Consider the following 25,343-nt stretch of genomic DNA (forward strand, 5'->3'; position numbering starts at 1 on the left):
CTGCCGATCATCATCTACAACATCCCCGGCCGTTCGGTCATCGACATGCTGCCCGAGACGATGGGCGTGTTGTCGCGGCTGCCGGGGATCATCGGCGTCAAGGATGCGACCGGCCGGCTGGAACGGGTCAGCCAGCAGCGCATCACCTGCGGGCCGGACTTCATCCAGCTTTCCGGCGAGGACGGCACCGCGCTTGGCTTCAACGCTCATGGCGGGATCGGCTGCATCAGCGTCACGGCCAATGTCGCGCCGAAACTTTGCGCCGAGTTTCAGGAGGCGACCCTGCGCGGCGATTATGCCGCGGCGCTGGAATATCAGGACCGATTGATGCCGCTGCATCTGGCGATCTTCGTGGAACCCGGATTGGTCGGTGCGAAATATGCCATGTCGCGGCTGGGCCTGTGCGACGAACGCGTGCGTCTGCCGCTGGTGGGCCTGACCGATCCGACGCGCCGGCTGATCGACGCGGCGCTGGACCATGCCGGCCTGAACTGAGGTCAAGGCCGGGCTTCGGGGCGTAGCCCCGCGTCCGCCGGTCCCTCGATGGGCCGGAGAAGGCTGCGCCCTCGTCGTTCCGGCCGTCGCGACGGCTTGCCCTGGCCCGGTCGCGGGGCGATTGCGGTGGCAACTTTGGTGTTCATCTGTAATCTTTCCCTGGATCGATCGGCCGGCGGCCTTGCCGTCCCGGAAGCCCATTCGCCCGATTGCGGGGTTCCGCCATGCGGATCGCGGACAGGGAAGCGAGAGACATTTCCGGCGGCGGCTGTAACGCCCGCGCGGAATCAGGCGTAAGGACATGCGATGAGTGATGCTGGCGGTTCGGAAGACTGGTCCGACCTGATGCGCGCCGCCAATACGGGCGACAGGGCGGCCTATCACCGCCTGCTGACGCTGATGACCCCGGTTCTGCGCGGTATCGTCCGGGCACGCGCTGCGGGGATGGATGTCGACTGGTGCGAGGATGTCGTGCAGGAAACCTTGCTGGCGATACATTTGAAGCGCGCAACCTGGGACGAGGCGCTGCCTTTGCGTCCCTGGGCCTATGCGATCGCACGACACAAGCTGGTCGATGCCTTCCGCCGTCGCGGCCGCGCGGTTCACCTGCCGGTGGAGGATTTCGCCGAGACCCTGGAATCGGCGCCCGAACCCGACCCGACCGAACGCCGCGATGCGGCCGTCCTGATCGGCCGCCTGCCCGAACGCGACGCCGCGCTGATGCGCTGCCTCGCGCTGGAAGGTCGTGACAGCGAGGAATGCGGCGGCCGTCTTGGCCTGAAGCCGGGCGCCCTGCGTGTCGCCCTGCACCGTGCCCTGCAACGGCTGGCCCGGCTGCGATTGGAGGATGAACGATGAAGACCGACGATCTGATCAGTCTGCTGGTGCGCGACGACACAATCCCGCCCGCCGTGACGCCGCGGCTTGTTTCGGCGATCCTGCTGGCGCTTGCACTGGTGGCGGGACTGCTTGTGTCGCTGGTGGGCGTGCGGGCCGATCTGGCGCGGGCCTTGGCGGACCCGGTCACGCGGATGAAGTGGCTGCTGCCGCTGGCACTGGGACTGCCGGCCCTGGTTGCGGCCTTGCGGCTCAGCCGTCCGCAGACGCGCGGATCGCCGGGGTTGCTTTTCGCCGCGCTGGTGGCGGCGGCGGCAATGCTGTGGCTGGTGCTGGCCATCAAGGCGACCCCGGCCGGCATGGTATGGCCGCGGATCAAGGGCAACTCGGCCATGATGTGCTTCTTTGCGATCATGCTGGTCTCGGCGCTGCCGCTGGCGGCGGGCCTGCGCGTGCTGGGTGGCGGCGCCAGCCCCGCGCCGATGCTCAGCGGTGCCGCACTGGGTCTTGCGGTCGGCAGCCTGGCCGCGACGCTTTACGCATTTTTCTGCACCCAGGATTCGCCGCTGTTCTTCCTGACCTGGTATGGGCTGGCCATTGCCGTGGTCACGCTGGCAGGCGCGGTCGCCGGGCGCGGGATGCTGCGCTGGTAGCCGGTCACCTTTCGTGATGTGCGGAATGTGCGACCAGGTCCCAGCGGCGATCCTGCACCGATGCGCGTGAAATTGCCGCGGATTGTCACGGCCTCCTTTTCAAGCCGACACATTGGTCCCATATTGATGGCGAGGAGAGTTTGCCCCATGCCGCTGCCGCAGTTCCTGTTGATGATCCTGACCGTTCTGCTGGCTGCGGCGCTGTCGCTGCTGGCAGCCATCGCCCTGGACCTGCCGGGGGTCGCGCTGATCTTCGCGGTGCTGACGGGCGCGGCGCTGATCCATTTCGGTCATCGCGATGGCCGCGACAATCACGACGGCTGAATCGCTGCCCCGCTGCCTGATGCTGGCCTGCGGGGCCTTGGCGCGCGAATTGCTGGCCATCCGGGATGCCAATGGCTGGGATCATCTGGATCTGCATTGCCTGCCTGCCGAACTGCATCTGCGTCCCGAGAAAATTCCCGATGCGGTCAGCGCGGCGGTCGCCCGTTTCGCCCCCGACTATGACCGGATCGTGGTTGTCTATGCCGATTGCGGCACGGGCGGGCTGTTGCAGGCGCGCTGCGCGGAATTGGGGGTCGAGATGATTCCCGGACCGCATTGCTATGCCTTCTTCGACGGGATCGAGGCGCATGCCATGCGCGCCGAACGCGAATTCACCGCCTTCTACCTGACCGATTTCCTGGTCCGCCAGTTCGATGCCTTCGTCTGGCGCGCCATGGGTCTGGATCGGCATCCGCAGTTGCGCGACATCTATTTTGCCCATTACGAAACGCTGATCTATCTGGCCCAGACCGAGGATTCGGCCCTTGACGCCAAGGCGCGCGAGGCCGCCGAACGGCTGGGTCTGCGCTATGAACGCCGAACGACGGGATATGGCGATCTGCCGGGGGTTCTGGCTCAGCTTTCCAGTTCGGCATCCCAGTAGAGGAAATCCATCCAGCTGTCATGCAGGTGGTTGGGGGGGAAACGCCGCCCGACGGCGTGCATTTCGCCGGGGCTCGGCTGGCGCGGCTTGCGACGCAGGTTCATCCCCGAATGACGCAGGCTGCGGTTGGCCTTGCGCAGATTGCAGGGCGAACAGGCGGCGACCACGTTTTCCCAACTGGTGACGCCGCCGCGCGAGCGGGGCACGACGTGATCGAAGGTCAGATCGCCCTTGGCGCCGCAATACTGGCAGCAGAATTCGTCCCGGAGAAAAAGATTGAAGCGCGTGAAAGCCACGCGCTTCTGGGGTTTTATGTAATCTTTCAAGACGACGACCGAGGGTATCCGGAAAGCCTGCCGCTGACTTCGGACCACCTCGTCATATTCGGCGATGATCGCGACCCGGTCCAGAAACACCGCCTTGATCGCTTCCTGCCAAGGCCACAGCGATAGCGGATAATAGCTGAGCGGCCGGTAATCGGCATTCAGCACCAGCGCCGGGTGATGGCGCAGACCGGCGGGTTCGCGAACGAAATGGGTCCGGAAATCCGTATGATGACGCTCGTTCAGCATGTCGCCTTTTCCAGCCGGTCCCGAATTGGCAAGGTCCGGGGCCTTGGTCTATCCACGGGACCGACTATATATCGGGCTACCCGTCTGGCAAGCCCCCGCATGTATTCGAACCACCGATCGGATAGCGCGTTTGCGTGACGACAGCGTGACGATTTGCCCGCTGCCCGGCCGCGTGGCAGAATGCGGCCATGACCACCACAGCCCCGCCCCTTCTGGGCACGCTGGAAAGCGCGCTCTATGCCGACGATCTGGAGGCCGCCACGAGGTTCTGGCGGGAGGTGATGGGGCTTTGCGATTTTCAGTCCGTTCCCGGACGGCACGTCTTCTTCCGGGTCAGCGATGGGCCGCCCCCGCAGGTTCTGCTGGTCTTCCGCCCAGACGCCACCGAAACGCCACCGGCACCGGATGCGACACTGCCGGTGCCGCCCCATGGCGCGCGCGGGCCGGGCCATGTCTGTCTGGCCGCCGGTCCCGAAACTCTGGACGCCTGGCGCGACCATCTGCTCGCGCATGGTATCGAGATCGAGGCCGACTTTCGCTGGCCGAATGGCGCCCGCTCGTTGTATTTTCGCGATCCGGCGGGCAATTCGGTCGAATTGGCCGATCCCGCGATCTGGGGCTGAGAGATCTTCGTCACGGCCGCCTGTCCGTCGGCCCTATTTCCCCAGCCGGTCCTTGATGAAGGCCAGCGCCACGGACAGCCCGTCCGGCGCAATGCCGTGGCCGGTGCCCTCCATGACATGGGCGAAGACCTCGAACCCGGCGGCCTGCAGCGCATCGCCCGCCAGCCCCATGTCCTGGAACGGCACCATCGGGTCCTGGTCGCCGTGGATCAGCAGGACCGGAGGCTTGACGCGGGCCTCGTCCTCCAGCATCTCGGGCACCAGCAACCGGCCGGAAAAGCCGACGATGCCCGCCACTTCGGCGTCCCGGCGCGGCAGCACATGCAGCGCCATCATCGTGCCCTGCGAAAAGCCGATCACGATCATGCGGTCCGCTTCCAGCCCCTCATCGGCCAGAACCCTGTCCAGAAAAGCGTTCAACGCGGTGATCGACCGACCCATTGCCGCTTGCGCCTGCGCCTCGGTCGAGCCGTCCAGCCAGGGGATCGGAAACCACTGATAGCCCATCGGATTGTTGATGCTGCGTTCCGGCGCGTCGGGGGCATGGAAGGCCGTGCCCGGCAGATGCGGCGACAGCGGGTCGGCAAGGCCCAGAAGATCGGCCCCATCGGCGCCGTAGCCGTGCAGGAAGACCACGACGGCATCGGCCTTTTCGGGGCCCTTGCGGGCGGATGTCAGGTCGGTCATCGAATTCCCTCGCGTCCTTTGGCCTGCCGGTAATAGGCCCACAGCCCGCGCGCCGCAACCGCGCGCCAGGGCCGCCAGGGCTGCGACAGCGCGCGCAGGGCGGCGGGGCCGGGACGGGCCTCCAGCCCATACATCATGCGCGCGGCCTCTTGCAGCGCCAGATCGCCCGCGGCCAGCACGTCGGCCCGGCCGAGCGCGAATTTCAGATAGATCTCCGCCGTCCATGTCCCGACTCCGGGCAGGGCGACCAGCGCGGCGATGGCCCTGTCATCGGACAGCGTGCGCAGCCCCTGCCAGTCCAGTCCCGCGTTCGCGATCCCCTTCAGGTAGCGCAGCTTGGGCCGCGACAGTCCGGTTGCGCGCAGGGCATCGTCATCGGCCGCCGCGATGGCCTCGGGCGCGACCAGCCCCGCCGCCTGCATCCGCGCCCAGATCGAGGCAGCGGCCGCGACCGAAATCTGCTGACCGGTAATGGCCTGGGCAATGGCCTCGAAGCCGTCGCCGCTGCGGCGCAGCGGCAGCGGGCCAAGCCGCGGAAGCACCCGTGCCCAGACCGGGCAGACCGCCGCCAGATGGGCCGCGCCAAGGGCCAGATCGGCCTCGGTCTCGATCAGCCGCATCTCTCAGCCGGGAACCCGCGCCGCCCGACCTCCGCGCCGCCGGGGCTGCCCCCCGGCCCGCGCCTGCGCGCCCTCGACCAGAACGCCGACCATCGGATGGGGCTGATCGCCCGGCGCGGCCTTGGGCGCGTAGTGATCCAGCAGAAACCGGATCGCCCGGACCGCATCGACGCCCGGAGGCAGCGACAGGGCCCAGTCCACGAAGATCGATCGGCATTCGCCAATTCCGATTCCCTCGATGCGGAAGCTTTCGCGGATCAGGTTCTTGGGATCGGCCTCGGCCATGATCAGCGGGGGTTCAGTCATGATCGGCCTGCGCCTCCAGTTTCAGCCTTGTCTCCCAGGCCATCGAGATATGTCTGCGCAGGGCCGAATCCGCCGCCGCGCCATCGCCGGCCGCAATTGCCTCGACGATCCGGCGATGTTCGACCAGCGCGGTTTCGCTGCGGCCCTCGGCTGCCAGCGAGGTGCGCGCCATCAGCGCCATGCTGCGATGGACAAGGTCCAGTTGCTGCACCAGGTATCGGTTGTGCGAGGCCAGATGAATCTGGTGGTGAAACCGCTTGTTGGCGCGAGCCAGCGCCTCGGGGTTGCGGACGCATTTCTGATCCTCGTCCAGCATCTGCGCCAGAACGCGCACCTCTTCGGGGGTGGCGTGGCGGGCGGCCAGGCGCGCGGCCAGCGCCTCCAGTTCGGCGCGCACGGTGTAAAGCTCGGCCAGTTGGTTGTGATCCAGCGAGGCGACGATCAGGCTGCGTCCGTCGCGGACCAGCATTGCCTGCGTCTCCAGCCGTTGCAGGGCCTCGCGGACCGGGGTGCGGCTGACGCCGAACCGCTCGGCCAGTTCGGATTCGACCAGCCGGTCGCCGGGGCGATAGGTGCCGGCCTCGATGGCCGTCAGGATCAGGGAATAGGCGTCCTTCATGGGCGCCACGATTGGCCGCGCCGGCGCGAATTGCAAGCGCGAGCATACCGGTCTAGGCAGGGTCATGGATTTCGCCGAAGCCGATATCTGGATCTTCGATCTGGACAACACGCTCTATCCGCCCGAGATGGCGCTGTTCCCGCAGATCGAGGCGCGGATGACCGAATGGGTCATGCGCATGCTGTCCGTCGAACGCGAGGCCGCCGACCGGCTGCGCCGCGATTACTGGATGCGGCACGGCACGACGCTGGCCGGACTGATGGCCGAACATGCGATCGACCCTGCCGCCTATCTGGGCCATGTCCATGACATCGACTTCACCGGCCTCGTGCCCGCGCCCGGACTGGCCCGCGCCATCGCGGCCCTTCCGGGGCGCAAGATCGTCCATACCAATGCCGACAGCGCCTATGCCGCCAGGGTTCTGGCGGCGCGGGGGCTGGACGTCTTCGAGGCTGTCTTTGGCGTCGAGGAGACGCATTTCCACCCCAAGCCCGATCCCCGCGCCTACGAGGCGGTGATCGACATGGCCGGGATCGACCCCGCCCGCGCCGTCTTTTTCGAGGACGACCCGCGCAATCTGCGCGTGCCGCACCGGCTGGGGATGCGGACGGTTCTGGTCGGGCCGGGGCGCCACGGTCCGAACGACAGCGCGCCCGAGGCCGAGATCGGCAATCACGTCGATCACCGGATCGGCGACCTCGAAGCGTTCCTGTGCCGGATTGTCCCCGGGCAGCCGCCGGGGCAGAATGGCGGCCGGGATCGCAATGTCCGGGGCCGCCGATGTCGATGATCAGGAAACCTGCCGCCGATGAGGTCGATGTCCTCGTCTCGGGCGGCGGAATCGCCGGGCTGATCGCCGCGGCCGCGTTCGGCGCCGAGGGCTTGTCGGTCTTGTGCGTCGATCCCGCGCCTCCGGTCACGGATGCAGGCGCCTCGGGGGCCGATCTGCGCACCACCGCCTTTCTGGCCCCTTCGGTCGATCTGCTGCGGCGGATCGGACTCTGGGACCGGCTGGCGCCCCATGCGACGCCCTTGCAGGTCATGCGGATCGTGGATGCGGGCGGCGCGCGCCCCGAGCCGCGGCTGATCCGCGATTTCGATGCCGCCGAGATCGGCGACGCGCCTTTCGGCTGGAACCTGCCCAACTGGTTGCTGCGCCGCGAGATTGCGGCCCGGCTGGGCCAGTTGCAGAACGTGCGGTTCCAGCCCGGAACCGGCACCGCCGGGGTGGTCGCGCGCGACGAGGCGGCGCTGGTCACGTTGACCGATGGTCGGCGCCTGCGCGTCCGGCTGCTGATCGGCGCCGATGGGCGCGATTCACCCGTGCGGCAGGCCCTGGGCATCGGCGTGCGGACGTTCCGCCATGGCCAGAAGGCGCTGGCATTCGCCGTCACGCATGAGCAGCCGCACGGCAACGTCTCGACCGAGGTGCATCGCTCGGGCGGTCCCTTCACGCTGGTGCCGCTGTCCGATCGCGACGGGCGGCCCTGTTCAGCCGTGGTCTGGATGGAAAACGGGCGCGAAACCGCGCGTCTGGCCGCGCTGCCGCCAGAGCAATTCGAGGCGGCCCTGAACGCGCGTTCGGCCGGGGTCATGGGACATCTGACCCAGGCGACACGGCTGACCGAATGGCCGATCATCAGCCAGATCGCGGACCGGTTCTGCGGCCCGCGCACCGCGCTGATCGCCGAGGCAGCCCATGTCCTGCCGCCGATCGGCGCGCAGGGACTGAACATGAGCCTGGCGGATCTGACCGCGCTGCTGGATCTGATGCGCGCGGCGCCGGGCGATGCGGCAGGGCTTGCGGCCTATGACCGTTCCCGTCGGCCCGAAGCCCATGCAAGGCTTCTGGGCATTGATGCGCTGAATCGCGCCAGCCAGGCGCAGGCGCGGCCGCTGCGCGACCTCAGGGCGGCCGCACTGGGCGGGCTTTATGGCATCGGTCCGGTGCGACGGATGATGATGCGGGCCGGTCTGGGGCTGCGCTGAAACCCGCGGCTTGCCCGCGCAGGGCCCCCCGCGAAACGGAACGGGGCGTCGGCGGACGGCCTTGAAAGCGCCGCCAACCGGACCCATCTGGCTGGTTCCGGGGACGACCTCGCCTTCATGATCTGCATTGCCGGGACGACCCGGCCCGCCTGAGGTCGTTGCCATGCCCTGGATCATTCTCATCATCGCCGGTCTGCTGGAAATCGTCTGGGCCGCTGCGATGAAGCAGTCGCACGGCCTGACCCGCCCGCTGCCCACCGCGATCATGCTGGCCGGAATGGTCGGCTCGTTCTGGCTGCTGGCGGTTGCCATGCGGCAATTGCCGCTGGGCACCGCCTACATGGTCTGGACGGGGATCGGTGCCATCGGCAGTTTCTTGCTGGGAATCGCGCTGTTCGGCGAGGCCGTCAGCGCCGGCCGGCTGGCCGCGGCCGCGCTGATCGGGACCGGCATTCTGGTGATGAAGCTGTCATCGTGACGCCTGCCGGCAGGGCGGCAGATGGCACGGCCCAGACGTCGCACAGGGCAATTTCCTTCCGGCAGAGGCGGTGTTAAAGGACCGCCAGCCACAGGAGATCAGCCATGCCCGCCTATCGTTCCCGCACCACAACCCATGGCCGCAACATGGCTGGCGCACGCGGCTTGTGGCGCGCGACAGGCGTCCGGGACGAGGATTTCGGCAAACCCATCATCGCCATCGTCAACAGCTTCACCCAGTTCGTGCCGGGCCATGTCCATCTGAAGGATCTGGGCCAGCTGGTCGCGGCCGAAGTCGAGGCAGCCGGCGGCATCGCCAAGGAATTCAACACCATCGCCGTCGATGACGGGATTGCGATGGGCCATGACGGGATGCTGTATTCGCTGCCCTCGCGCGAGATCATCGCCGACAGCGTGGAATACATGGTCAATGCCCATTGCGCCGACGCGATGATCTGCATCAGCAATTGCGACAAGATCACGCCGGGAATGCTGATGGCGGCGCTGCGGCTGAACATCCCGGTCGTGTTCGTTTCGGGCGGGCCGATGGAGGCTGGCAAGGTCGTGCTGGAGGATGGCCGCGTCAAGACGCTGGATCTGGTCGATGCCATGGTCGCCGCCGCCGATGACAGCGTGTCCGAGGCCGATGTGGCCGCCATCGAACGATCCGCCTGCCCGACCTGCGGGTCATGCTCGGGCATGTTCACCGCCAATTCGATGAACTGCCTGACCGAGGCCTTGGGCCTGTCGCTGCCCGGCAACGGCTCGACCCTGGCCACCCATGCCGACCGCAGGCGGCTGTTCGTCGAGGCGGGACACCTGATCGTCGATCTGGCGCGGCGGTATTACGAGGGCGACGATGCCTCGGTCCTGCCGCGTTCCATCGCCGGATTCAACGCCTTCAGGAACGCGATGACGCTGGATATCGCGATGGGCGGGTCCACGAACACCGTGCTGCATCTGCTGGCCGCCGCGCATGAGGGCGAGGTGGATTTCACCATGTCCGATATCGACAAGCTGTCGCGACAGGTGCCGGTCCTGTGCAAGGTCGCACCGGCCAAGTCGGATGTGCATATGGAAGATGTCCACCGCGCCGGCGGCATCATGGCGATCCTGGGCGAACTGGACCGGGCCGGGCTGCTGGACACCTCGGTCGGCAACGTTCATTCCGGCACGCTGGCACGGGCGCTGGACCGCTGGGACGTGGCGCGCACGGACGCCGCATCCGTCCATGATTTCTATCGCGCCGCGCCCGGCGGCGTGCCCACGCAGACCGCCTTTTCGCAGGACCGCCGCTATGACAGCGTCGATCTGGACCGTGCGGGCGGCGTGATCCGCGATGCCGCCCACGCCTTTTCGCGCGATGGCGGGCTGGCTGTCCTGTATGGCAATCTGGCCGAGGATGGCTGCATCGTGAAGACGGCGGGCGTGGACGAATCGATCCTGACCTTCACCGGTCCGGCGCATATTTTCGAAAGCCAGGATGACGCGGTTTCGGGCATCTTGACCGGCAAGGTCAGGGAAGGCGAGGTCGTGCTGATCCGCTATGAGGGGCCGCGGGGCGGACCAGGCATGCAGGAAATGCTGTATCCCACCAGCTACCTGAAATCGAAGGGGCTGGGAAAGGCCTGTGCGCTGGTCACGGACGGGCGGTTCTCGGGCGGCTCATCGGGGCTGTCGATCGGCCATGTCTCGCCCGAGGCGGCCGAGGGCGGCACGATCGGTCTGGTCGAACAGGGAGACCTGATCCGCATCGACATTCCCAACCGGGTGATCGCGCTGGAGGTCGATGACGCCACGCTGGCCGCCCGCCGGGAAGATCGCGAGGCGTGGGGCTGGAAGCCTGCAAGACCGCGCCGGCGCAAGGTCTCGACCGCGCTGCGCGCCTATGCCGCGATGACCACCAGCGCGGCCAGGGGCGCGGTGCGGGTGGTGCCCGAATAGCATTGGCCGCGTCTGACGATCAAAGGGCGCTTGGCCTTGGGGCGATGGCCGTGGCGATGCTGATCCTGCCGGCCGGCGACGCGATCTCGAAGGCTTTGATGAGCTTTGCCGGACCGTTCGAGGTCACCTTGTGGCGCAGCGTCGCCAACGGGATGCTGTTCGGCCCCGTCGCCATCCTGGCGCGGCGCAGGCTGGGCGGTCCGCCGGTCTCGGGGGCGGCGGTGTTCTCTGGCCTGTTGCTGATCACCATCTCGTTCCTGCTGATCTCGGCCTTCCAGCGGATGCCGATTGCCACCGCCATCGCGATCTTCTTCGTCGAACCGCTGCTGCTGACCCTGCTGGCCGGACCGTTTCTGGGCGAGGTGCCCGGCCCGCGTCGGCTGGTCGCGGTCGGCGTGGGATTGATCGGCGCGCTGATCGTGATCCGGCCGAATTTCCAGATCTTCGGCCCGGTCGCCCTGATGCCGGCCCTGGCGGCGCTGGCCTATGCGGCGAACATGATCGTGCTGCGGCGCGCCAGCATGCGGCAATCGGCGCTGAGCCTCCAGATCGGCGCGACGCTGACGGCGGCCCTGCTGGCCGCTCTTGCCGCGCTGACGGCCGCCTTGTCCGGCCGTGGCGGGCCTTCGTATTTCCTGGCACCGGTCTGGGTGCAACTGGCCGTCCCTGCTGCGGCGATATTGTTCGCGGCGGCCTTCCTGCTGATCACCTTCGCCTTCAGCCGCTGCGAGGCCAGCACGCTGGCGCCGCTGCAATATCTGGAAATCGTCGGCGCGACCCTTGTCGGCCTGATCTTTTTCGGCAGCCTGCCTGATGCCTGGACCTGGATCGGCACTGCCATCATCCTCGGCTCGGGCCTGTATATCCTGCATCGCGACCGACGGGCCTAGATCACAAATAGCCGCGTCAGCGTGAACAGGCCCATGGCGATCATCACCAGATTTTCGGTCAGCGACACGAAGCCCAGCGGCACGTTGCTGTTGCCGCCGACGCAGGCGCATTTCAGTTCGCGTTTCTCGATATAGACGGCGCGAAAGACCGACCATGCGCCGAAACAGCCGATGAACAAGGCCACGGGGCCGGACAGCCAGGGCAGCAGCCCCGCGATCATCAGCAGTCCCGCGCCGGTTTCGAGAAACGGATAAACATAGCCGTAGGGCACCCATTTCTGGGCCAGCAGATCGTAGTTCAGGAACATCGTGGAAAAACTTTCCACGTCTTGCAGTTTTTGCAGACCCAGCAGGACCATCGCGGTTGCGGCGAAATGCGGCAGCACCATCCAGAGCGGCCCGCCGGCGAAGGCGAAGATCGCCAGCGCGATCAGCGCCGAGACGGCGAAGATGGCGATTACCGGCGTGTAGCTGGTTGTTTCCGCGTCAGGCAGAGGCTTGCCGAAGAAGGCACGGAGATCATCATAACCGCCGATCCGCTTGCCGTCGATCCAGGCCTGCGGGGTCGTCTCGACCTCATGTTTCCGCATGAAATCGTCGGTTTCCTCGCGGGTGCGCAGCGGGTGATCCTCGACCTGGTAGCCGTTATGTTCCAGCAGCCACTTGGACTTGCGGCCATAGGGGCAGAGATGCTTGGGCATGACCATTCGGTAAAGGGCGGCGCTTCGGGCCATGGCATTCTCCTTGGACTGAACCTTGGGTCCAACGCACCGGGCCGCGATTCGTTCAGTCGGGCGCGCCCAGCGGACCCGGTCGGCGTTCTTCGGACAGCATCACATTCGCCTCGACCTGCCCGACGCCGGGCAGGGTCATGATCCGGCGACGCAGGATGCGTTCGAAATCGGATATGTCGCGGGCGGTGACGCGCAGGCGATAGTCGAACTGGCCAAGGACGTGCTGGACGATCTGGACCTCGGGGATCGCGGTCACGGCGCGTTCGAAATCTTCCAGGCTTGTTCGGCCCTTGGTGGCAAGCCGCACACCCAGGAATACCGTCACCCCGAAACCGAGGGCGGTGTTGTCCACCACCACGCGCCGCCCGGCAAGAATGCCCTGATCGGTCAGCTTGCGGATGCGCCGCCATGCGGCGGGCTGGCCGATGCCGACCGCGCGCCCGATCCGGGCGGCGCTTGTGGTCGCGTCAGAGGCGAGGATGCGCAGGATCGCCAGATCGGTCGGGTCCAGGTCGCTCACAGCGCCAGCTCCACGCTGTCCTTGATCGTCGACACCAGCATCAACGCGTCGCTGTCCGAGACATGCGGTAGCCGCAGGATCCGGTCGCGATAGATTTGCTGCCAATGCGCCATGTCCCGCGCGATCACCGACAGACGCAGATCGACGCTGCCGAGGAAGGTCTGGATTTCCAGGACCTCGGGCACCTCGCGGGCGGCGGCGATGAAGTCGTCGAAAGCGCGCGGATCGGTCTTGTCCAGCGTGAAGCGCAGGCTGACCTGCACTTCGTAGCCAAGCGCGCGCCAGTCGATGCGGCCCTGGATCGCCGCGATGATCCCTGTCGCGCGCATCCTGTCCAGCCGCCGCCACAAGCTGGCCTGCGTGACGCCCGCCCGCTGCGCCAGATCGCTGTTCGGGGCGTCGGGATCGGCCAGAAGATGGCGCAGGATGCGGCGGTCGGTGGCGTCGTGCATGAATTATTCACATGAAGGGTCAACAGGCATGATCTTCGCGCTTTATTGCCATATTTCGATCAGAATGACCAAACGTCTTGTCCCGATTGATCGTAAAACCCGCTGATCGAGAGGAAAGGAAGAACCGATGCGTGTTTACTATGACCGCGATTGTGACGTGAACCTGATCAAGGACAAGAAGGTCGCGATCCTGGGCTATGGGTCGCAAGGCCACGCCCATGCCCTGAACCTGCGCGATTCCGGCGCCAAGAACGTCGTCATCGCCCTGCGCGAGGGCAGCCCCTCGGCGAAGAAGGCCGAGGCTGAGGGCCTGAAGGTCATGGGCATCGCCGAGGCAGCCGCCTGGTGCGATCTGATCATGTTCACCATGCCGGACGAATTGCAGGCCGAGACCTACCGGAAACACGTTCACGACAATCTGCGTGAGGGCGCAGCGATCGCCTTCGCCCACGGTCTGAACGTGCATTTCGGCCTGATCGAGCCGAAGCCCGGTGTCGATGTGATCATGATGGCCCCCAAGGGCCCCGGCCACACCGTGCGCGGCGAATACGTCAAGGGCGGCGGCGTGCCATGCCTGGTCGCGGTGCACAACGACGCGTCGGGCAAGGCGATGGATCTGGGCCTGTCCTACTGCTCGGCCATCGGCGGCGGCCGTTCGGGCATCATCGAGACCAATTTCCGCGAGGAATGCGAGACCGACCTGTTCGGCGAACAGGCGGTGCTGTGCGGCGGTCTGGTCGAACTGATCCGCATGGGATTCGAGACGCTGGTCGAGGCCGGCTACGAGCCGGAGATGGCCTATTTCGAATGCCTGCACGAGGTAAAACTGATCGTGGACCTGATCTATGAGGGCGGCATCGCCAACATGAACTATTCGATCAGCAACACGGCCGAATACGGCGAATATGTCAGCGGCCCGCGCATCCTGCCCTATGACGAAACCAAGGCGCGGATGAAGGCGGTTCTGCGCGACATCCAGTCGGGCAAGTTCGTGCGCGATTTCATGCAGGAAAACAGCGTCGGTCAGCCGTCGTTCAAGGCCACGCGCCGGATCAACGACGAACACCAGATCGAAAAGGTCGGCGCCAAGCTGCGTGAGATGATGCCCTGGATCAGCAAGGGCAAGATGGTGGATCGCGCCCGCAACTGATCGCGGGGGACGGAAAACAGGGAAAGCCCGGGCCGGTCCCGGGCTTTCCGCTGTCAGGACTGCGGATCCAGCTTGTCCTGCGTCCTGGTCGCGAAATCCGATGCGTCGTGGCGTTCCCACAACTGCCCGGACGGCTCGCCCGAGGTCCTGTTCACCATGATGCCGCGTTTGACGGCGGGGCGGGCGGCAATTTCGGCTTCCCAGCGGGCGACGCTGGTATAGCTGGCGCCGTCAAGGAAGGTTGCCGCGTCGCCATAGGCGCCGCCTCTGATCAACCGACCATACCAGGGCCAGATCGCCATATCGGCAATCGTGTATTCATCGCCCGCCATGAAACGATGATCGGCCAGATGGCGGTCCAGCACGTCAAGCTGGCGTTTCACCTCCATCGCGAAACGGTCGATCGCATATTCGATCTTCGTTGGCGCATAATGATAGAAATGGCCAAAACCGCCGCCCAGATAGGGGGCCGAACCCATTTGCCAGAACAGCCAGTTCAGGGTCTCGGTCCTCAGGCTGGGGTCATGCGGCAGGAAGGCATCGAACTTTTCGGCCAGATACAGCAGGATCGCGCCCGATTCGAAGACGCGGCGCGGCGGCGTCACGGAATGATCCATCAGGGCGGGGATCTTCGAATTGGGGTTCACCTCGACGAAACCGCTGCCGAACTGGTCGCCATCGCCGATCCTGATCAGCCAGGCGTCGTAGTCGGCGGATTTGCCGGCCTCCAGCAATTCCTCCAGCAGAATCGTGACCTTCTGCCCGTTCGGCGTGGCCAGCGAATAAAGCTGCAGGGGATGCTTGCCGACGGGCAGGGGCTTGTCATGGGTCGGCCCGGCGACCGGTCGGTTGGTGCTGGCGAATTGTCCGCCGTTTTCCTTTTCCCAGGTCCAGACCTTCGGCGGGGTGTAGTCGTCGTTCATCACATCTCCTGTCGGCTGCCGTGGTTGCAGCCAAGATGTGATGCGCGCGGCCGAAGTTCAACGTGAAGGCGTCGCACAGGTCATGTGCGCCCGTCCGAAGGACATCAACCCGCCGAAAGCTGGTTGTGCCTGCGCGCGATGAAGGTCTTGGCGGTTTCCACCGCGACGGCCGCATCCCGGCAATAGGCGTCGGCGCCGATGGCACGGCTGAATTCCTCGTTCAGGGGCGCGCCGCCGACCAGCACGATGTAGTCGTCGCGAATACCCCTTTCCTTCATCGTGTCGATCACGACCTTCATATAGGGCATGGTGGTGGTCAGCAGGGCCGACATGCCCAGGATGTCGGCCTCTTCCCGCGCAATGGCTTCCAGATAATTCTCGACCGGGTTGTTGATGCCCAGATCGACCACCTCGAAGCCGGCGCCCTCCATCATCATCGAGACCAGGTTCTTGCCGATGTCGTGGATGTCGCCCTTGACGGTTCCGATCACCATCTTGCCCATGCGCGGCGCGCCGGTTTCGGCCAGAAGCGGTTTCAGAATGGCCATGCCGCCCTTCATCGCACCCGCCGCCAGCAACACTTCGGGCACGAACAGGATGCCGTCGCGGAAATCATGGCCGACGATGGTCATGCCCGCGACCAGCGCCTTGGTCAGCACGTCATAGGGCGCCCAGCCACGGTCCAGCAGGATGTGGACGGCTTCCTCGATCTCGTCCTTCAGACCGTCATAGAGGTCGTCCATCATCTGCTGGACAAGCTCGTCGTCATCCAGTTCGGACAGGATGATCTCGTCGTCGTTCTGGGCCATCGGCACGACTCCTGATGCGTTTCACCGCGAAATGGACGCGATTTGACGAAATTGGAAAGCTGCAAAGCGACATGGCGGATCCCGCGCGCGACTTGTGTGTCGAATCGCTGGAAAGTGTTGCCATAATGTTCTAGATTTGCCGCATGTTGCCGCCCAGAAATCCCGATGAGCGTCTGAAGGCCCGCGGCGCCGATACCCGGCCCGTTGGCCGGTTCGAGGTCCATAGCCGCGCGCGCGAGCATGACGGCTGGGAGATCCCCGAGGACGAGACGCTGCTGCGCACCGAAGTCGTGACCGAACAGCCGCGCAGCATCATCACCCGAAACACCTCGCCCGATATCTCGTTCGACCGGTCGATCAATCCCTATCGCGGCTGCGAACACGGCTGCATCTATTGCTATGCGCGGCCGAGCCACGCCTATCTGGGCCTGTCGCCCGGGCTGGATTTCGAAACCAGGATCACCGCCAAGCCCGATGCCGCGCGGCTGCTGGAACGCGAACTGGCCCGCCCATCCTACAGGCCCGCACCGATCGCGCTTGGCACCAATACCGATCCCTATCAGCCGATCGAGGCGAAGCTGGCGATCATGCCCGGTATCCTGCGGGTGCTGCGGGACTGGAATCATCCGGCGACACTGGTGACGCGCGGCCAGACCGTCCTGCGCGACCTGGACTTGTGGGCCGAGATGGCGGCCAGGGATCAGGCGGCCGTCGGCATCAGCATCACCACGCTGCAGCAGGATCTGGCCCGCGCGATGGAGCCGCGCGCGCCCGCACCCGCGACCCGGTTGCGGATGATCCGCGAATTGTCGCGGGCGGGCGTGCCGGTGCGGGTCATGGTCGCGCCCGTGATCCCGGTCCTGACCGAACCCGAGATCGAGGCGATCCTGACTGCCGCGCGCGAGGCCGGCGCGACCACCGCCAGCATGATCCCGCTGCGCCTGCCCTACGAGGTCGCGCCGCTGTTCCGCGACTGGCTGGAACGTCACCGTCCCGGCATGGCCGCCCATATCATGAACCGGGTCCAGGCGATGCGGGGCGGACGCGACAACGATCCGCGCTTCGGTCACCGCTTCAAGGGCGAGGGGGTCGAGGCGCAACTGGCCTTGCAACGCTTTCGCCTGGCGCGCAAGCGACTGGGCTATCGCGAGGGCAGCCCGCCGCTGGATTGTTCGCGCTTCGGGCCGCCGCCGCGTGCGGGCGATCAATTGTCCCTGTTCTGACGCGCGCGATCGCGCCAGAGTGACCCGATGCGCCCGTTTCTGGACAATCAGACCGCCCGCCGCCTGTTTCTGGACCGGCATCTGCTGCTGCGCCCGGCATCCGGCCCCGGCCAGGGCGCCGATCTGCAATCGGTGCTGGACGATCTGGGCTTCGTGCAGGTGGACAGCGTCAACACCCTGGCCCGCGCCCATGACCTGATCCTGTGGTCCCGGCGCGGGCAATACCGGCCGCGGGGCCTGTCGCGCCTGGTCTCGCACCGCCGCTCGGCATTCGAACACTGGACCCATGACGCCTCGGTCATCCCGATGCAGTTCTACCCGATGTGGCGGCTGAAATTCGCGCGCGACGAGGCGCGGATGCGCCTGCGCTGGCCGGGGTGGCGCGGCAAGGGTTGGGACGCCGAGATTGACGGGGTTCTGCAACAGGTGGCCGATCATGGGCCGGCCTCGTCCCTGGAGGTGGGCGGCGGCGACAAGAAAGCCTCGTCAGGCTGGTGGGAATGGCATCCCTCGAAGACCGCGCTGGAATTCCTGTGGCGGTCGGGTCGGCTGGCAATCTGCCACCGCGCGGGCTTTCGCAAGTATTACGACCTGGCCCAGCGGGTTATCCCGGCCGAGCATCTGAACCGGCGGCTCGATGATGCCGAGATCGTCGATTGGGCCCTGTCTCGGGCGCTGTCGCGGCTGGGCTTTGCCAGCAGCGGCGAACTGGCCGCCTTCTTTGCCATTGCCACCCCCGCCGAGGCGAAATCATGGTGCGCCGGGGCGCTGGCGCGGGGCCGCATCATCGAGGTTGATGTGGAAATGGCCGATGGGTCGCGCCGCCGCAGTCTGACGTCGCCGGCAATGCTGGACGCGGCCCGGTCGCTGCCCGAGCCGTCCAATCGCGTGCGGCTGCTGTCGCCCTTCGATCCGGCCCTGCGCGACCGGACCCGCGCCGAGAGGCTGTTCGGTTTCCACTACCGGATCGAGATCTTCGTGCCCGAAACGCAGCGGCGATTCGGCTATTACGTCTTTCCGGTCATGCAGGGTGATCGCCTGATCGGGCGGCTGGATGCGAAACGCGAGGGCAGGACGCTGGCGGTTCGCGCCTTCTGGCCCGAAACCGGGGTGCGGATGGGCAAGGCACGCATGGCCGGGCTGTCGGCGGAACTGGACCGGGTCCGGCATCTGGCTGCGGCAGATGAGGTGACTTTTGCCGCGAACTGGCTGCGCTAGCCGCGCCGGCGGCCGCGCCGCTCGCGCACGGGACCGCCCTCGCCGGTGCCGTCGCTGGACGAACTGAACCCGCCCAGCTGTGACGCAATGGTTTCCAGCGAGGGGCGATCGCCGCGCGGGCGGGTTTCCAGCGCCTCGCGCATGGCGCGCAGGTGATCGGGCATGGTGCCGCAGCAGCCGCCGATGATCCTGACGCCCAGATCGCGGGCGAGGCAGGCGTAATCGGCCATCAAATCCGGCGTGCCGTCGTAATGGATGTGACCCGCCTCGAATCGCGGTATCCCGGCATTGCCCTTGGCGATAAGCGGGCGCTCGTTGCCCGAGGCGGCGAAACCCGTCACCGTCCGCAGCAGATCGGCGGCGCCGACGCCGCAATTCGCGCCATAGGCGACGGGCGGATTGGCCAGCTTTTCGACCGAGGCGGCCAGCTCGGCCGAAGTCACGCCCATCATCGTACGGCCGGCGGTGTCGAAGCTCATCGTGCCGCACCAGGGCATCCCGGCCAGCCTCGCGGCCTCGGCCGCGGCGCCGAATTCCTCGAAGGCGCTGATCGTCTCGACCCAGAGAACGTCCGCACCCCCGTCCTTCAGAGCCTCGGCCTGTTCGTGGAACATCTCGACCGCGGCCTCGCGGGTCAGGGTTCCCATGGGCGCCATGATCTCGCCCGTGGGGCCGATGCTGCCGGCGACGATTACCGCCCGGCCCGCCCTGTCGGCCACCTCGCGCCCCAGTTCGGCCGCTGCGCGGTTCAGTTCGGCCACCCGGCCCTGGGCCTTGTGCAGCTTCAGGCGGCTGGCATTGCCGCCGAAGGAATTGGTCAGGAACAGGTCGGACCCGGCCTCGACCGCGCCGCGATACAGCGCGCGGATCCTGTCGGGCTGATCGACATTCCACAATTCCGGCGGCTCGCCCGATTCCAGTCCCATGTTGAACAGGTTGGTCCCGGTCGCGCCATCGGCCAGCAGCCAGTCGTTTTGGTCCAGAAGTCGGCTCAGCGGATCGGTCATTTCTCTAACCTCGGTCATCGGGGCGAAAACCGTCCGGGGACGGTCACATGTCAACTGGTCCATGCTAGAAGCAGATCCGCCCGGACACAATTTCCGACCGAACGAATGAAAGACCGCGCCGGTTTCCCGACGCGGCTTCGATCTTTGTGTATTCGCGGAGGAAAGATCAGCGATCTTCCGCGTCGTCTTCGTCCGATGCGCCGCCGATATCGTCGAACAGCTCCGAGATCTCGAATTCGGCTTCGGCATCGGCTTCGGCCGCCAGGTCCTGGATCGATTTGCCCTGCGCCTGAAGCTCGGCCTCTTCGGGCGAGCGGGCGACGTTCAGGGTCACGTCGGCGGTGACTTCGGGGTGCAGCACGACGTTGACGACGTGCAGACCCAGATCCTTGATCGGGTTGCCCAGCACGACCTGCTTGCGGTCGATGCTGAAACCCGCCTCGGTCGCGGTGTCGGCCACGTCGCGAGTCGTCACCGACCCGTAAAGCGCGCCGGCATCCGAAGCCGAGCGGATGACCACGAAGGTCTTGCCGTCCAGCGACTTGGCGATCTTTTCGGCCTCGGCCCTGGTTTCGGAATTGCGTGCTTCCAGTTGGATCTTGCGATCCTCGAAGGCAGCGATGTTGGCGTCGGATGCGCGCAGCGCCTTGCCCTGGGGCAGCAGGAAGTTGCGGGCATAACCCTCTTTCACCTTCACCACTTCGCCCATCTGGCCCAGCTTGGCCACGCGTTCCAGCAGGATGACTTGCATGTTCCGGTCTCCTTACTTCACGGCATAGGGAAGCAGGGCAAGAAAGCGGGCGCGCTTGATCGCGCGGGCCAGCTCACGCTGCTTCTTGGCCGAGACGGCGGTGATGCGCGAGGGCACGATCTTGCCGCGTTCGCTGATATAGCGTTGCAGCAGACGGGTATCCTTGTAGTCGATCTTCGGCGCGTTATCGCCCGAGAACGGGCAGACCTTGCGACGACGGAAGAACGGTTTGTTCGCCATTTTTCTGATCTCCTCAGTTCCGGTCGCGACGGTCGCCGCGATCGCCGCCCCGGCGGTCGCCGCGCTCTTCGCGCTTCTGCATCTGGATCGAGGGACCTTCCTCGTGCTGGTCCACGCGGATGGTCATCACGCGCATCACATCGTCATGCAGCCGGGCCAGTCGCTCCATTTCCTGCACGGCGTCCGAGGGGGCGTCGCTGCGCAGGAAGGCGTAATGGCCCTTGCGGTTCTTGTTGATCTTGTAGGCGAGGGTGCGCACACCCCAGTATTCGTTGTCCACGACCTTGCCGCCATTATCGGCGAGAACGGTCGAGAAATGTTCGATCAGCCCTTCGGCCTGCGTGTTCGACAGGTCCTGACGGGCGATCAGCACATGCTCGTAAAGAGGCATGGCGATCCTTTCGGGTTCGGGCGCACTTCATAGGCGGGCTTCGACCTTCCGCGCCCGCCACGAGAGGTTGCGCGGATTGCATGTCTCGGCGGAAGGATGCGGCCTTATAGCCGGGAATGCTGCGGATGCAAGGCGATTCGGTGCCGCGCGTGTGGGCCAGTCCGCCCCTTGCCGAGCCCGCCGCGCGCCGGCATCGTGGCGGGGACAGCAGACAGGAGGCGGCGGATGGCGCTGGAAGATGCGAAGACCCAGGTCGATCAGGCGTTCACGCGCGACGATGCGCGCGGCCTGTCCTACGAGAATGCCTTTGGCGGCGCGACCAGTTTCCTGCGTCGCCGCTATGCCAAGGATCTGGCGGGCGTCGATCTTGCCGTGACCGGCATCCCCTTCGATCAGGCGGTGACGAATCGTCCCGGCACCCGTTTTGGCCCGCGCGCGATCCGCGAGGCATCGACCCTGCAACCCTATGATCCGCCCTATGGCTGGGGCTATGATCCGCTGAGCCTGCTGAGCGTCGTGGATTACGGTGACATGGCCTTCGATTACGCCAATATCCGCGAGGTGCCGGCCCGGATCGAGGCGCATGTGGGCAAGATCCTGGATGCCGGGGCCGCGCCCGTGACGCTGGGCGGCGATCACTTCATCACCCTGCCGATCCTGCGCGCGGTCGCGGCCCGGCGCGGGCCAGTGGCGCTGATCCAGTTCGACGCCCATTCCGACACCTGGGTCGATGACGATCCGGACCGGATCGACCACGGCACCTTTCTCTACAAGGCAATCCGCGAAGGCGTGGTCGATCCCGCGTCCAGCGTCAGCATCGGCATCCGCACGGAAAATCCCGACACGCTGGGCGTGACCATCCTGGATGCGCCCGGAGTCCATCGCGACGGCATCGACGCCACGCAGATCCGCATCCGCGAGGCGGTAGCAGATCGTCCGGTCTATGTCACCTTCGACATCGATGCGCTGGACCCGGCCTTCGCGCCGGGCACGGGAACCCCGGTCTGGGGCGGGCTGGCCAGTTGGCAGGCGGCGGCGCTGCTGCGCGGCCTGGCGGGTGTGGACCTGATCGGCGGCGACGTGGTCGAAGTCTCACCCCCCTATGACACGACCGGCGCGACGGCGGTGGCCGGCGCCCATGTCGCGATGGAGTTGATCGCGCTTTACGGCTGGACCCGGCGCTGATTGCGTCCCGCGATGGCCGGCGGCCAGCCCACGGACCTGCGGATATTTGAGGACCGAGACATGACGGGTCGCTTGCCGATACCGTCTGGCTTGGGTAAGCGGTTCGGATGCTTCCCGAAGACCGCCTTGTCCAGATCGTTCAGCGTTTCGAGTTTCTCGAAGCGCGGCTGAACGCGGGGGCCGAGCCTGCCAGGATCGCCGAGATCAGCCGCGAATATGCCGAGCTGAAACCGGTCGTCGACGAGATCGCGGCATGGCGGACGGCGCGCGAGGGCATGGCCGAGGCGCAGGCGATGCTGGCCGATCCCGAAATGCGCGAACTGGCCGAGGACGAAGTGGCCCGACTGCGCGAGGCGCTGCGCGCGCTGGAACAGAAGCTGCGGATCGCGCTGCTGCCGCGAGACGCGGCCGACGCGCGGCCCGCGATCCTCGAAATCCGGCCCGGCACGGGCGGCGACGAGGCCGCGTTGTTCGCGGGCGATCTGCTGGCCATGTATCGCCGCCACGCCGAGGCGCAAGGCTGGGATTTCCAGGTTCTCGAACTGGCCGAAACGGAACTGGGCGGGGTCAAGGAGGCCGTCGCCCGGATCGCCGGCGAAGGCGTGTTCGCCAGGCTCAAATACGAATCCGGCGTTCACCGCGTCCAGCGTGTTCCCGCAACCGAAAGCGGCGGTCGCATCCATACCAGCGCCGCCACCGTGGCCGTCCTGCCCGAAGCCGCCGAGGATGCCGATATCGACATTCCGGCGGGCGATATCCGCATCGACACGATGCGCGCCTCGGGGGCGGGCGGGCAGCATGTCAACACGACCGATTCGGCCGTGCGGATCACCCATCTGCCGACCGGAATCGTCGTCACCAGCAGCGAGAAGTCGCAGCATCAGAACCGCGCCAATGCAATGGCCGTGCTGCGGGCCCGCCTTTATGACATGCAGCGCCAGAAGGCCGATGCCGACCGCGCCGCCGACCGCAAGTCGCAGGTCGGCAGCGGCGATCGAAGCGAGCGTATCCGCACCTACAATTTTCCCCAGGGGCGGATGACCGATCATCGGATCAACCTGACGCTCTATGCACTGGACAGGGTGATGGCCGGTGATCTGGCCGAGATCATCGACGCGCTGACCGCCCATGACCAGGCGGCGCGGCTGGCCGCCGAAGCATGAAACTGTCGCAGGCCCGGCGCGCGGCCGCGGCCGCGCTGCGTGCCGCCGGTATCGAGGGCGGCGCGCGCGATGCCGATCGCATCCTTGCCGCCATCCTGGGATTCGCGCCGCAGCGTTTGCGCCTTGTCGACGACCGCGATCTGAACCCGGTCGAGATCGCGCGTCTTGATCGTGACATCGCCGCCCGCGCCGCGCGGCAACCGGTTGCGCAGATCGTGGGCTTTCGCGACTTCTACGCCCATCGCTTCCGGGTCACCCGCGACACGCTGGACCCACGCCCCGAGACCGAAACCCTGGTTCGGGCGGCGCTGGATCTGCCGTGGCGCAACCTGCTGGACATGGGCACCGGCACCGGCGCGATCCTGATCTCGTTGCTGGCGGCACGGCCCGGCACGGCAGGGACGGGCACCGACATTTCCCAGGCCGCGCTTGACGTGGCGCGGACCAATGCCCAGATGAATGGCGTGCCGGCATCGTTCATGCGGGCCGACTGGTATGACGGCATTGTCGGACGTTTCGACCTGATCGTGTCGAACCCACCCTATCTTGCGCTGCACGAGATGGACGATCTGGCCCCTGATGTCCGGCAGTGGGAGCCGCATTGCGCCCTGACAGATGGCGGCGACGGGCTGGCCGCCTATCGCATCATTGCCGCCGGGGCGGCGGACCGACTGACCGAGGGTGGACATGTTCTGGTCGAAATCGGGCCTGCCCAGGGGCCCGATGTCGCCGGCCTGTTCCGCGAGGCCGGGGCGCAAACCCGCCTGATCCGCGATCTGGATGGGCGGGATCGTGTCGTTCTGGCCGGTTTCCAGCCCTGAAACGGCAGGTTGTCGCGATTTTGCGGGAAATCGGACAAGTTTTCCCTTGTATCGGCCGGTCGCGCATGGTTAGTCGGCATCGTGCCGGGGCCGACAAGCCACCGCACGGGTCAGCCTGACACAGCCGAAACCGACTGGCGCGCGCCGCGTGCCGTCAGGTGCAAGGCCGGGTTGAACGGTATGGCGTCTTTCGCCGCAGATGCCGCCCGCAACGCCGTCCAGACCAAACTGGAACCACTGACAGACAGAGTGATGAGATCATCGAAATCCCGTTCGCGCAACAAGTCGAACCGCCAGCGTTCGCTGGGCAATATCGTAAACCGCGTCTTTGACAGCTCGGGTCCCGAGGGCAAGGTGCGTGGCACGCCCCAGCAGATCATCGAGAAATATCTGACACTGGCGCGCGATGCCCAGCTGTCCAACGACCGCGTGGCCGAGCAGAGCTTTCTGCAACATGCCGAACACTACACGCGGATGCTGGGCGAGGCGCAGCGCGAGATGGCCGAGCGCCAGAATCAGCACCAGCAGAACAATCCGCATCATCAGCAGAACCGCCAGGGCGGCGATGACGAGCAGGGTCGCGATGCGCAGAATCGCGATTCCGGTCGCGGCGAAGTGACGCCGCAGCAGAATGGCCGCGATCATGCCGGCAGGGACCGCGATCAGAATCAGCGCGACGGCCACCCCCCGCGCGATCACGCGCAGTCAGAGAGCGAATCGGTCCCGGATCGGCGCGCCGATGCCCCTGCCACGACCGAAACTTCGGTGGAATCGGTCACGCGTAAATCGCCCGGTCGTAACCGCCGAGCCGCGCCGCCTGAATCCGGCGATGGCCTGCCCGATGCCGTGGGTGCCGGCGAAGACGACAAGACCGGACCGGTCGAGACGCCCGAGGCCGGCGCTGCAAAGCCGGCCCGGTCGCGGGCACCGCGCGGCACCGCCCGCGCACCCGCGACGCGCAGTCGCCGCAAGCCCGCCGCCGAGCCGGACGAAGGCGTCGCGGTTCCCCAGGGCGGCCAGAATGCGGCACCCGAGGAAAACCAGTCCTGATCCACACCCGGAGCCCGTCCGCGCGCGGCGCTGCGGCCCACCGGGGCGGCTGGATCGGCAGGGCGG

General features: G+C 66.5%; 32 protein-coding genes. 18 read left to right on the forward strand and 14 right to left on the reverse strand.

All coding sequences use genetic code 11. The features are described from left to right. The 5 genes from B4L36_RS02280 to B4L36_RS02300 form a co-directional block, all read left to right on the forward strand. The coding region (locus B4L36_RS02280; protein WP_292951741.1) for a dihydrodipicolinate synthase family protein at window positions 1-495 on the forward strand (495 nt) is incomplete at its 5' end. A gap of 306 nt (window positions 496-801) precedes the next feature. Continuing rightward, on the forward strand, window positions 802-1,353 hold the full coding sequence (locus tag B4L36_RS02285) for a sigma-70 family RNA polymerase sigma factor (RefSeq protein WP_292951743.1): 552 nt from the start codon (window positions 802-804) through the stop codon (window positions 1,351-1,353). Then, a complete protein-coding gene (locus B4L36_RS02290; RefSeq protein ID WP_292951746.1) occupies window positions 1,350-1,985 on the forward strand; it encodes a DUF1109 domain-containing protein in 636 nt (211 codons plus the stop codon). Before B4L36_RS02285 ends, B4L36_RS02290 begins: the two co-directional genes overlap by 4 nt. A 147-nt stretch (window positions 1,986-2,132) precedes the next feature. After that, the gene (locus B4L36_RS02295) at window positions 2,133-2,309 is read left to right on the forward strand and encodes a hypothetical protein (RefSeq protein WP_292951749.1); all 177 of its coding nucleotides are present in this window, start codon (window positions 2,133-2,135) and stop codon (window positions 2,307-2,309) included. Then, entirely contained in the window at window positions 2,284-2,913 is a 630-nt protein-coding gene (locus tag B4L36_RS02300) for a DUF1638 domain-containing protein (protein ID WP_292951752.1), read from the forward strand. The genes B4L36_RS02295 and B4L36_RS02300 overlap by 26 nt, the downstream gene beginning before the upstream one ends. Here B4L36_RS02300 and B4L36_RS02305 read toward each other — a convergent pair. Continuing rightward, the gene (locus B4L36_RS02305) at window positions 2,886-3,485 is read right to left on the reverse strand and encodes an HNH endonuclease (RefSeq protein ID WP_292951755.1); all 600 of its coding nucleotides are present in this window, start codon (window positions 3,483-3,485) and stop codon (window positions 2,886-2,888) included. The genes B4L36_RS02300 and B4L36_RS02305 overlap by 28 nt on opposite strands. 188 nt (window positions 3,486-3,673) lie before the next feature. Here B4L36_RS02305 and B4L36_RS02310 point away from each other — a divergent pair, with 188 nt between their 5' ends. Next, a complete protein-coding gene (locus tag B4L36_RS02310) occupies window positions 3,674-4,108 on the forward strand; it encodes a VOC family protein (protein ID WP_292951758.1) in 435 nt (144 codons plus the stop codon). Window positions 4,109-4,141: 33 nt separating this feature from the next. On the opposite strand, the gene B4L36_RS02315 is transcribed toward B4L36_RS02310, so the two are convergent. The 4 genes from B4L36_RS02315 to B4L36_RS02330 are packed head-to-tail and all read right to left on the reverse strand — an operon-like array spanning window position 4,142 to window position 6,340. Continuing rightward, window positions 4,142-4,795, reverse strand: a complete 654-nt coding sequence (locus tag B4L36_RS02315) for an alpha/beta hydrolase (RefSeq protein WP_292951761.1) — start codon at window positions 4,793-4,795, stop codon at window positions 4,142-4,144. Beyond that, window positions 4,792-5,415: a DNA-3-methyladenine glycosylase family protein gene (locus B4L36_RS02320; protein WP_292951764.1), complete on the reverse strand. Its 624-nt coding sequence runs from the start codon at window positions 5,413-5,415 to the stop codon at window positions 4,792-4,794. The genes B4L36_RS02315 and B4L36_RS02320 overlap by 4 nt, the downstream gene beginning before the upstream one ends. Window positions 5,416-5,418: 3 nt before the next feature. Next, window positions 5,419-5,721 (reverse strand): hypothetical protein, encoded by a 303-nt coding sequence (locus B4L36_RS02325; RefSeq protein WP_292951767.1) that lies wholly within the window; start codon window positions 5,719-5,721, stop codon window positions 5,419-5,421. Next, window positions 5,714-6,340 (reverse strand): GntR family transcriptional regulator, encoded by a 627-nt coding sequence (locus B4L36_RS02330; RefSeq protein WP_292951770.1) that lies wholly within the window; start codon window positions 6,338-6,340, stop codon window positions 5,714-5,716. Before B4L36_RS02330 ends, B4L36_RS02325 begins: the two co-directional genes overlap by 8 nt. Between B4L36_RS02330 and B4L36_RS02335 the strand changes: the two genes are divergently transcribed. The 5 genes from B4L36_RS02335 to B4L36_RS02355 all read left to right on the forward strand — a co-directional run bounded on the left by B4L36_RS02335 (window position 6,339) and on the right by B4L36_RS02355 (window position 11,640). Next, a complete protein-coding gene (locus B4L36_RS02335) occupies window positions 6,339-7,130 on the forward strand; it encodes a pyrimidine 5'-nucleotidase (RefSeq protein WP_414692125.1) in 792 nt (263 codons plus the stop codon). The two genes, B4L36_RS02330 and B4L36_RS02335, sit on opposite strands and share 2 nt — an antisense overlap. Continuing rightward, window positions 7,121-8,329 (forward strand): UbiH/UbiF family hydroxylase, encoded by a 1,209-nt coding sequence (locus tag B4L36_RS02340; protein ID WP_292951773.1) that lies wholly within the window; start codon window positions 7,121-7,123, stop codon window positions 8,327-8,329. The genes B4L36_RS02335 and B4L36_RS02340 overlap by 10 nt, the downstream gene beginning before the upstream one ends. Window positions 8,330-8,492: 163 nt before the next feature. Continuing rightward, window positions 8,493-8,807: a DMT family transporter gene (locus B4L36_RS02345; RefSeq protein ID WP_292951776.1), complete on the forward strand. Its 315-nt coding sequence runs from the start codon at window positions 8,493-8,495 to the stop codon at window positions 8,805-8,807. 104 nt (window positions 8,808-8,911) lie between these two features. Continuing rightward, window positions 8,912-10,750 (forward strand): dihydroxy-acid dehydratase, encoded by a 1,839-nt coding sequence (gene ilvD / locus B4L36_RS02350; protein ID WP_292951779.1) that lies wholly within the window; start codon window positions 8,912-8,914, stop codon window positions 10,748-10,750. A gap of 44 nt (window positions 10,751-10,794) precedes the next feature. Then, complete coding sequence (locus B4L36_RS02355; RefSeq protein WP_292951782.1) at window positions 10,795-11,640, forward strand: DMT family transporter; 846 nt, start codon at window positions 10,795-10,797, stop codon at window positions 11,638-11,640. Here the strand turns inward: B4L36_RS02355 and B4L36_RS02360 are convergent. The 3 genes from B4L36_RS02360 to B4L36_RS02370 are packed head-to-tail and all read right to left on the reverse strand — an operon-like array spanning window position 11,637 to window position 13,346. Next, complete coding sequence (locus B4L36_RS02360; protein WP_292951785.1) at window positions 11,637-12,374, reverse strand: MauE/DoxX family redox-associated membrane protein; 738 nt, start codon at window positions 12,372-12,374, stop codon at window positions 11,637-11,639. The genes B4L36_RS02355 and B4L36_RS02360 overlap by 4 nt on opposite strands. A gap of 52 nt (window positions 12,375-12,426) precedes the next feature. Then, entirely contained in the window at window positions 12,427-12,894 is a 468-nt protein-coding gene (locus B4L36_RS02365; protein WP_292951788.1) for an Lrp/AsnC family transcriptional regulator, read from the reverse strand. Then, on the reverse strand, window positions 12,891-13,346 hold the full coding sequence (locus B4L36_RS02370; RefSeq protein ID WP_292951791.1) for an Lrp/AsnC family transcriptional regulator: 456 nt from the start codon (window positions 13,344-13,346) through the stop codon (window positions 12,891-12,893). The genes B4L36_RS02365 and B4L36_RS02370 overlap by 4 nt, the downstream gene beginning before the upstream one ends. Window positions 13,347-13,473: 127 nt before the next feature. On the opposite strand from B4L36_RS02370, the gene ilvC reads away from it, so the two are divergent. Then, entirely contained in the window at window positions 13,474-14,496 is a 1,023-nt protein-coding gene (ilvC, locus tag B4L36_RS02375) for a ketol-acid reductoisomerase (protein WP_292951794.1), read from the forward strand. 53 nt (window positions 14,497-14,549) lie between these two features. Here the strand turns inward: ilvC and yghU are convergent, their stop codons facing one another. Both yghU and B4L36_RS02385 read right to left on the reverse strand, forming a co-directional pair. Continuing rightward, the gene (gene yghU / locus B4L36_RS02380) at window positions 14,550-15,419 is read right to left on the reverse strand and encodes a glutathione-dependent disulfide-bond oxidoreductase (RefSeq protein ID WP_292951797.1); all 870 of its coding nucleotides are present in this window, start codon (window positions 15,417-15,419) and stop codon (window positions 14,550-14,552) included. Window positions 15,420-15,523: 104 nt separating this feature from the next. Continuing rightward, a complete protein-coding gene (locus B4L36_RS02385; protein ID WP_292951800.1) occupies window positions 15,524-16,228 on the reverse strand; it encodes a corrinoid protein in 705 nt (234 codons plus the stop codon). Window positions 16,229-16,371: 143 nt separating this feature from the next. Between B4L36_RS02385 and B4L36_RS02390 the strand changes: the two genes are divergently transcribed. Next, window positions 16,372-17,451, forward strand: a complete 1,080-nt coding sequence (locus B4L36_RS02390) for a PA0069 family radical SAM protein (RefSeq protein WP_292951803.1) — start codon at window positions 16,372-16,374, stop codon at window positions 17,449-17,451. A 27-nt stretch (window positions 17,452-17,478) separates the two neighbouring features. Further along, window positions 17,479-18,669 (forward strand): winged helix-turn-helix domain-containing protein, encoded by a 1,191-nt coding sequence (locus tag B4L36_RS02395; protein WP_292951806.1) that lies wholly within the window; start codon window positions 17,479-17,481, stop codon window positions 18,667-18,669. On the opposite strand, the gene bmt is transcribed toward B4L36_RS02395, so the two are convergent. The 4 genes from bmt to rpsF all read right to left on the reverse strand — a co-directional run bounded on the left by bmt (window position 18,666) and on the right by rpsF (window position 21,058). After that, window positions 18,666-19,676 (reverse strand): betaine--homocysteine S-methyltransferase, encoded by a 1,011-nt coding sequence (gene bmt, locus B4L36_RS02400; protein ID WP_292951908.1) that lies wholly within the window; start codon window positions 19,674-19,676, stop codon window positions 18,666-18,668. The genes B4L36_RS02395 and bmt overlap by 4 nt on opposite strands. Window positions 19,677-19,842: 166 nt before the next feature. Beyond that, on the reverse strand, window positions 19,843-20,427 hold the full coding sequence (gene rplI, locus B4L36_RS02405) for a 50S ribosomal protein L9 (RefSeq protein ID WP_292951809.1): 585 nt from the start codon (window positions 20,425-20,427) through the stop codon (window positions 19,843-19,845). 12 nt (window positions 20,428-20,439) lie between these two features. Next, a complete protein-coding gene (rpsR, locus tag B4L36_RS02410; RefSeq protein WP_037205280.1) occupies window positions 20,440-20,667 on the reverse strand; it encodes a 30S ribosomal protein S18 in 228 nt (75 codons plus the stop codon). Between the two features lie 13 nt (window positions 20,668-20,680). Further along, the gene (gene rpsF / locus B4L36_RS02415) at window positions 20,681-21,058 is read right to left on the reverse strand and encodes a 30S ribosomal protein S6 (RefSeq protein ID WP_292951820.1); all 378 of its coding nucleotides are present in this window, start codon (window positions 21,056-21,058) and stop codon (window positions 20,681-20,683) included. Window positions 21,059-21,283: 225 nt separating this feature from the next. Here rpsF and speB point away from each other — a divergent pair, with 225 nt between their 5' ends. The 4 genes from speB (at window position 21,284) to B4L36_RS02435 (ending at window position 25,277) form a co-directional block, all read left to right on the forward strand. Then, complete coding sequence (gene speB / locus B4L36_RS02420; RefSeq protein WP_292951823.1) at window positions 21,284-22,243, forward strand: agmatinase; 960 nt, start codon at window positions 21,284-21,286, stop codon at window positions 22,241-22,243. A 107-nt stretch (window positions 22,244-22,350) separates the two neighbouring features. Next, window positions 22,351-23,406, forward strand: a complete 1,056-nt coding sequence (prfA, locus tag B4L36_RS02425) for a peptide chain release factor 1 (protein WP_292951826.1) — start codon at window positions 22,351-22,353, stop codon at window positions 23,404-23,406. Beyond that, window positions 23,403-24,227, forward strand: a complete 825-nt coding sequence (gene prmC / locus B4L36_RS02430; protein ID WP_292951829.1) for a peptide chain release factor N(5)-glutamine methyltransferase — start codon at window positions 23,403-23,405, stop codon at window positions 24,225-24,227. The genes prfA and prmC overlap by 4 nt, the downstream gene beginning before the upstream one ends. 252 nt (window positions 24,228-24,479) lie before the next feature. Next, window positions 24,480-25,277, forward strand: a complete 798-nt coding sequence (locus B4L36_RS02435) for a DUF4167 domain-containing protein (RefSeq protein WP_292951832.1) — start codon at window positions 24,480-24,482, stop codon at window positions 25,275-25,277. Window positions 25,278-25,343 lie beyond the last annotated feature (66 nt).

The organism is Paracoccus sp. UBA889, assembly GCA_002294185.1.
GTDB lineage: Bacteria > Pseudomonadota > Alphaproteobacteria > Rhodobacterales > Rhodobacteraceae > Paracoccus.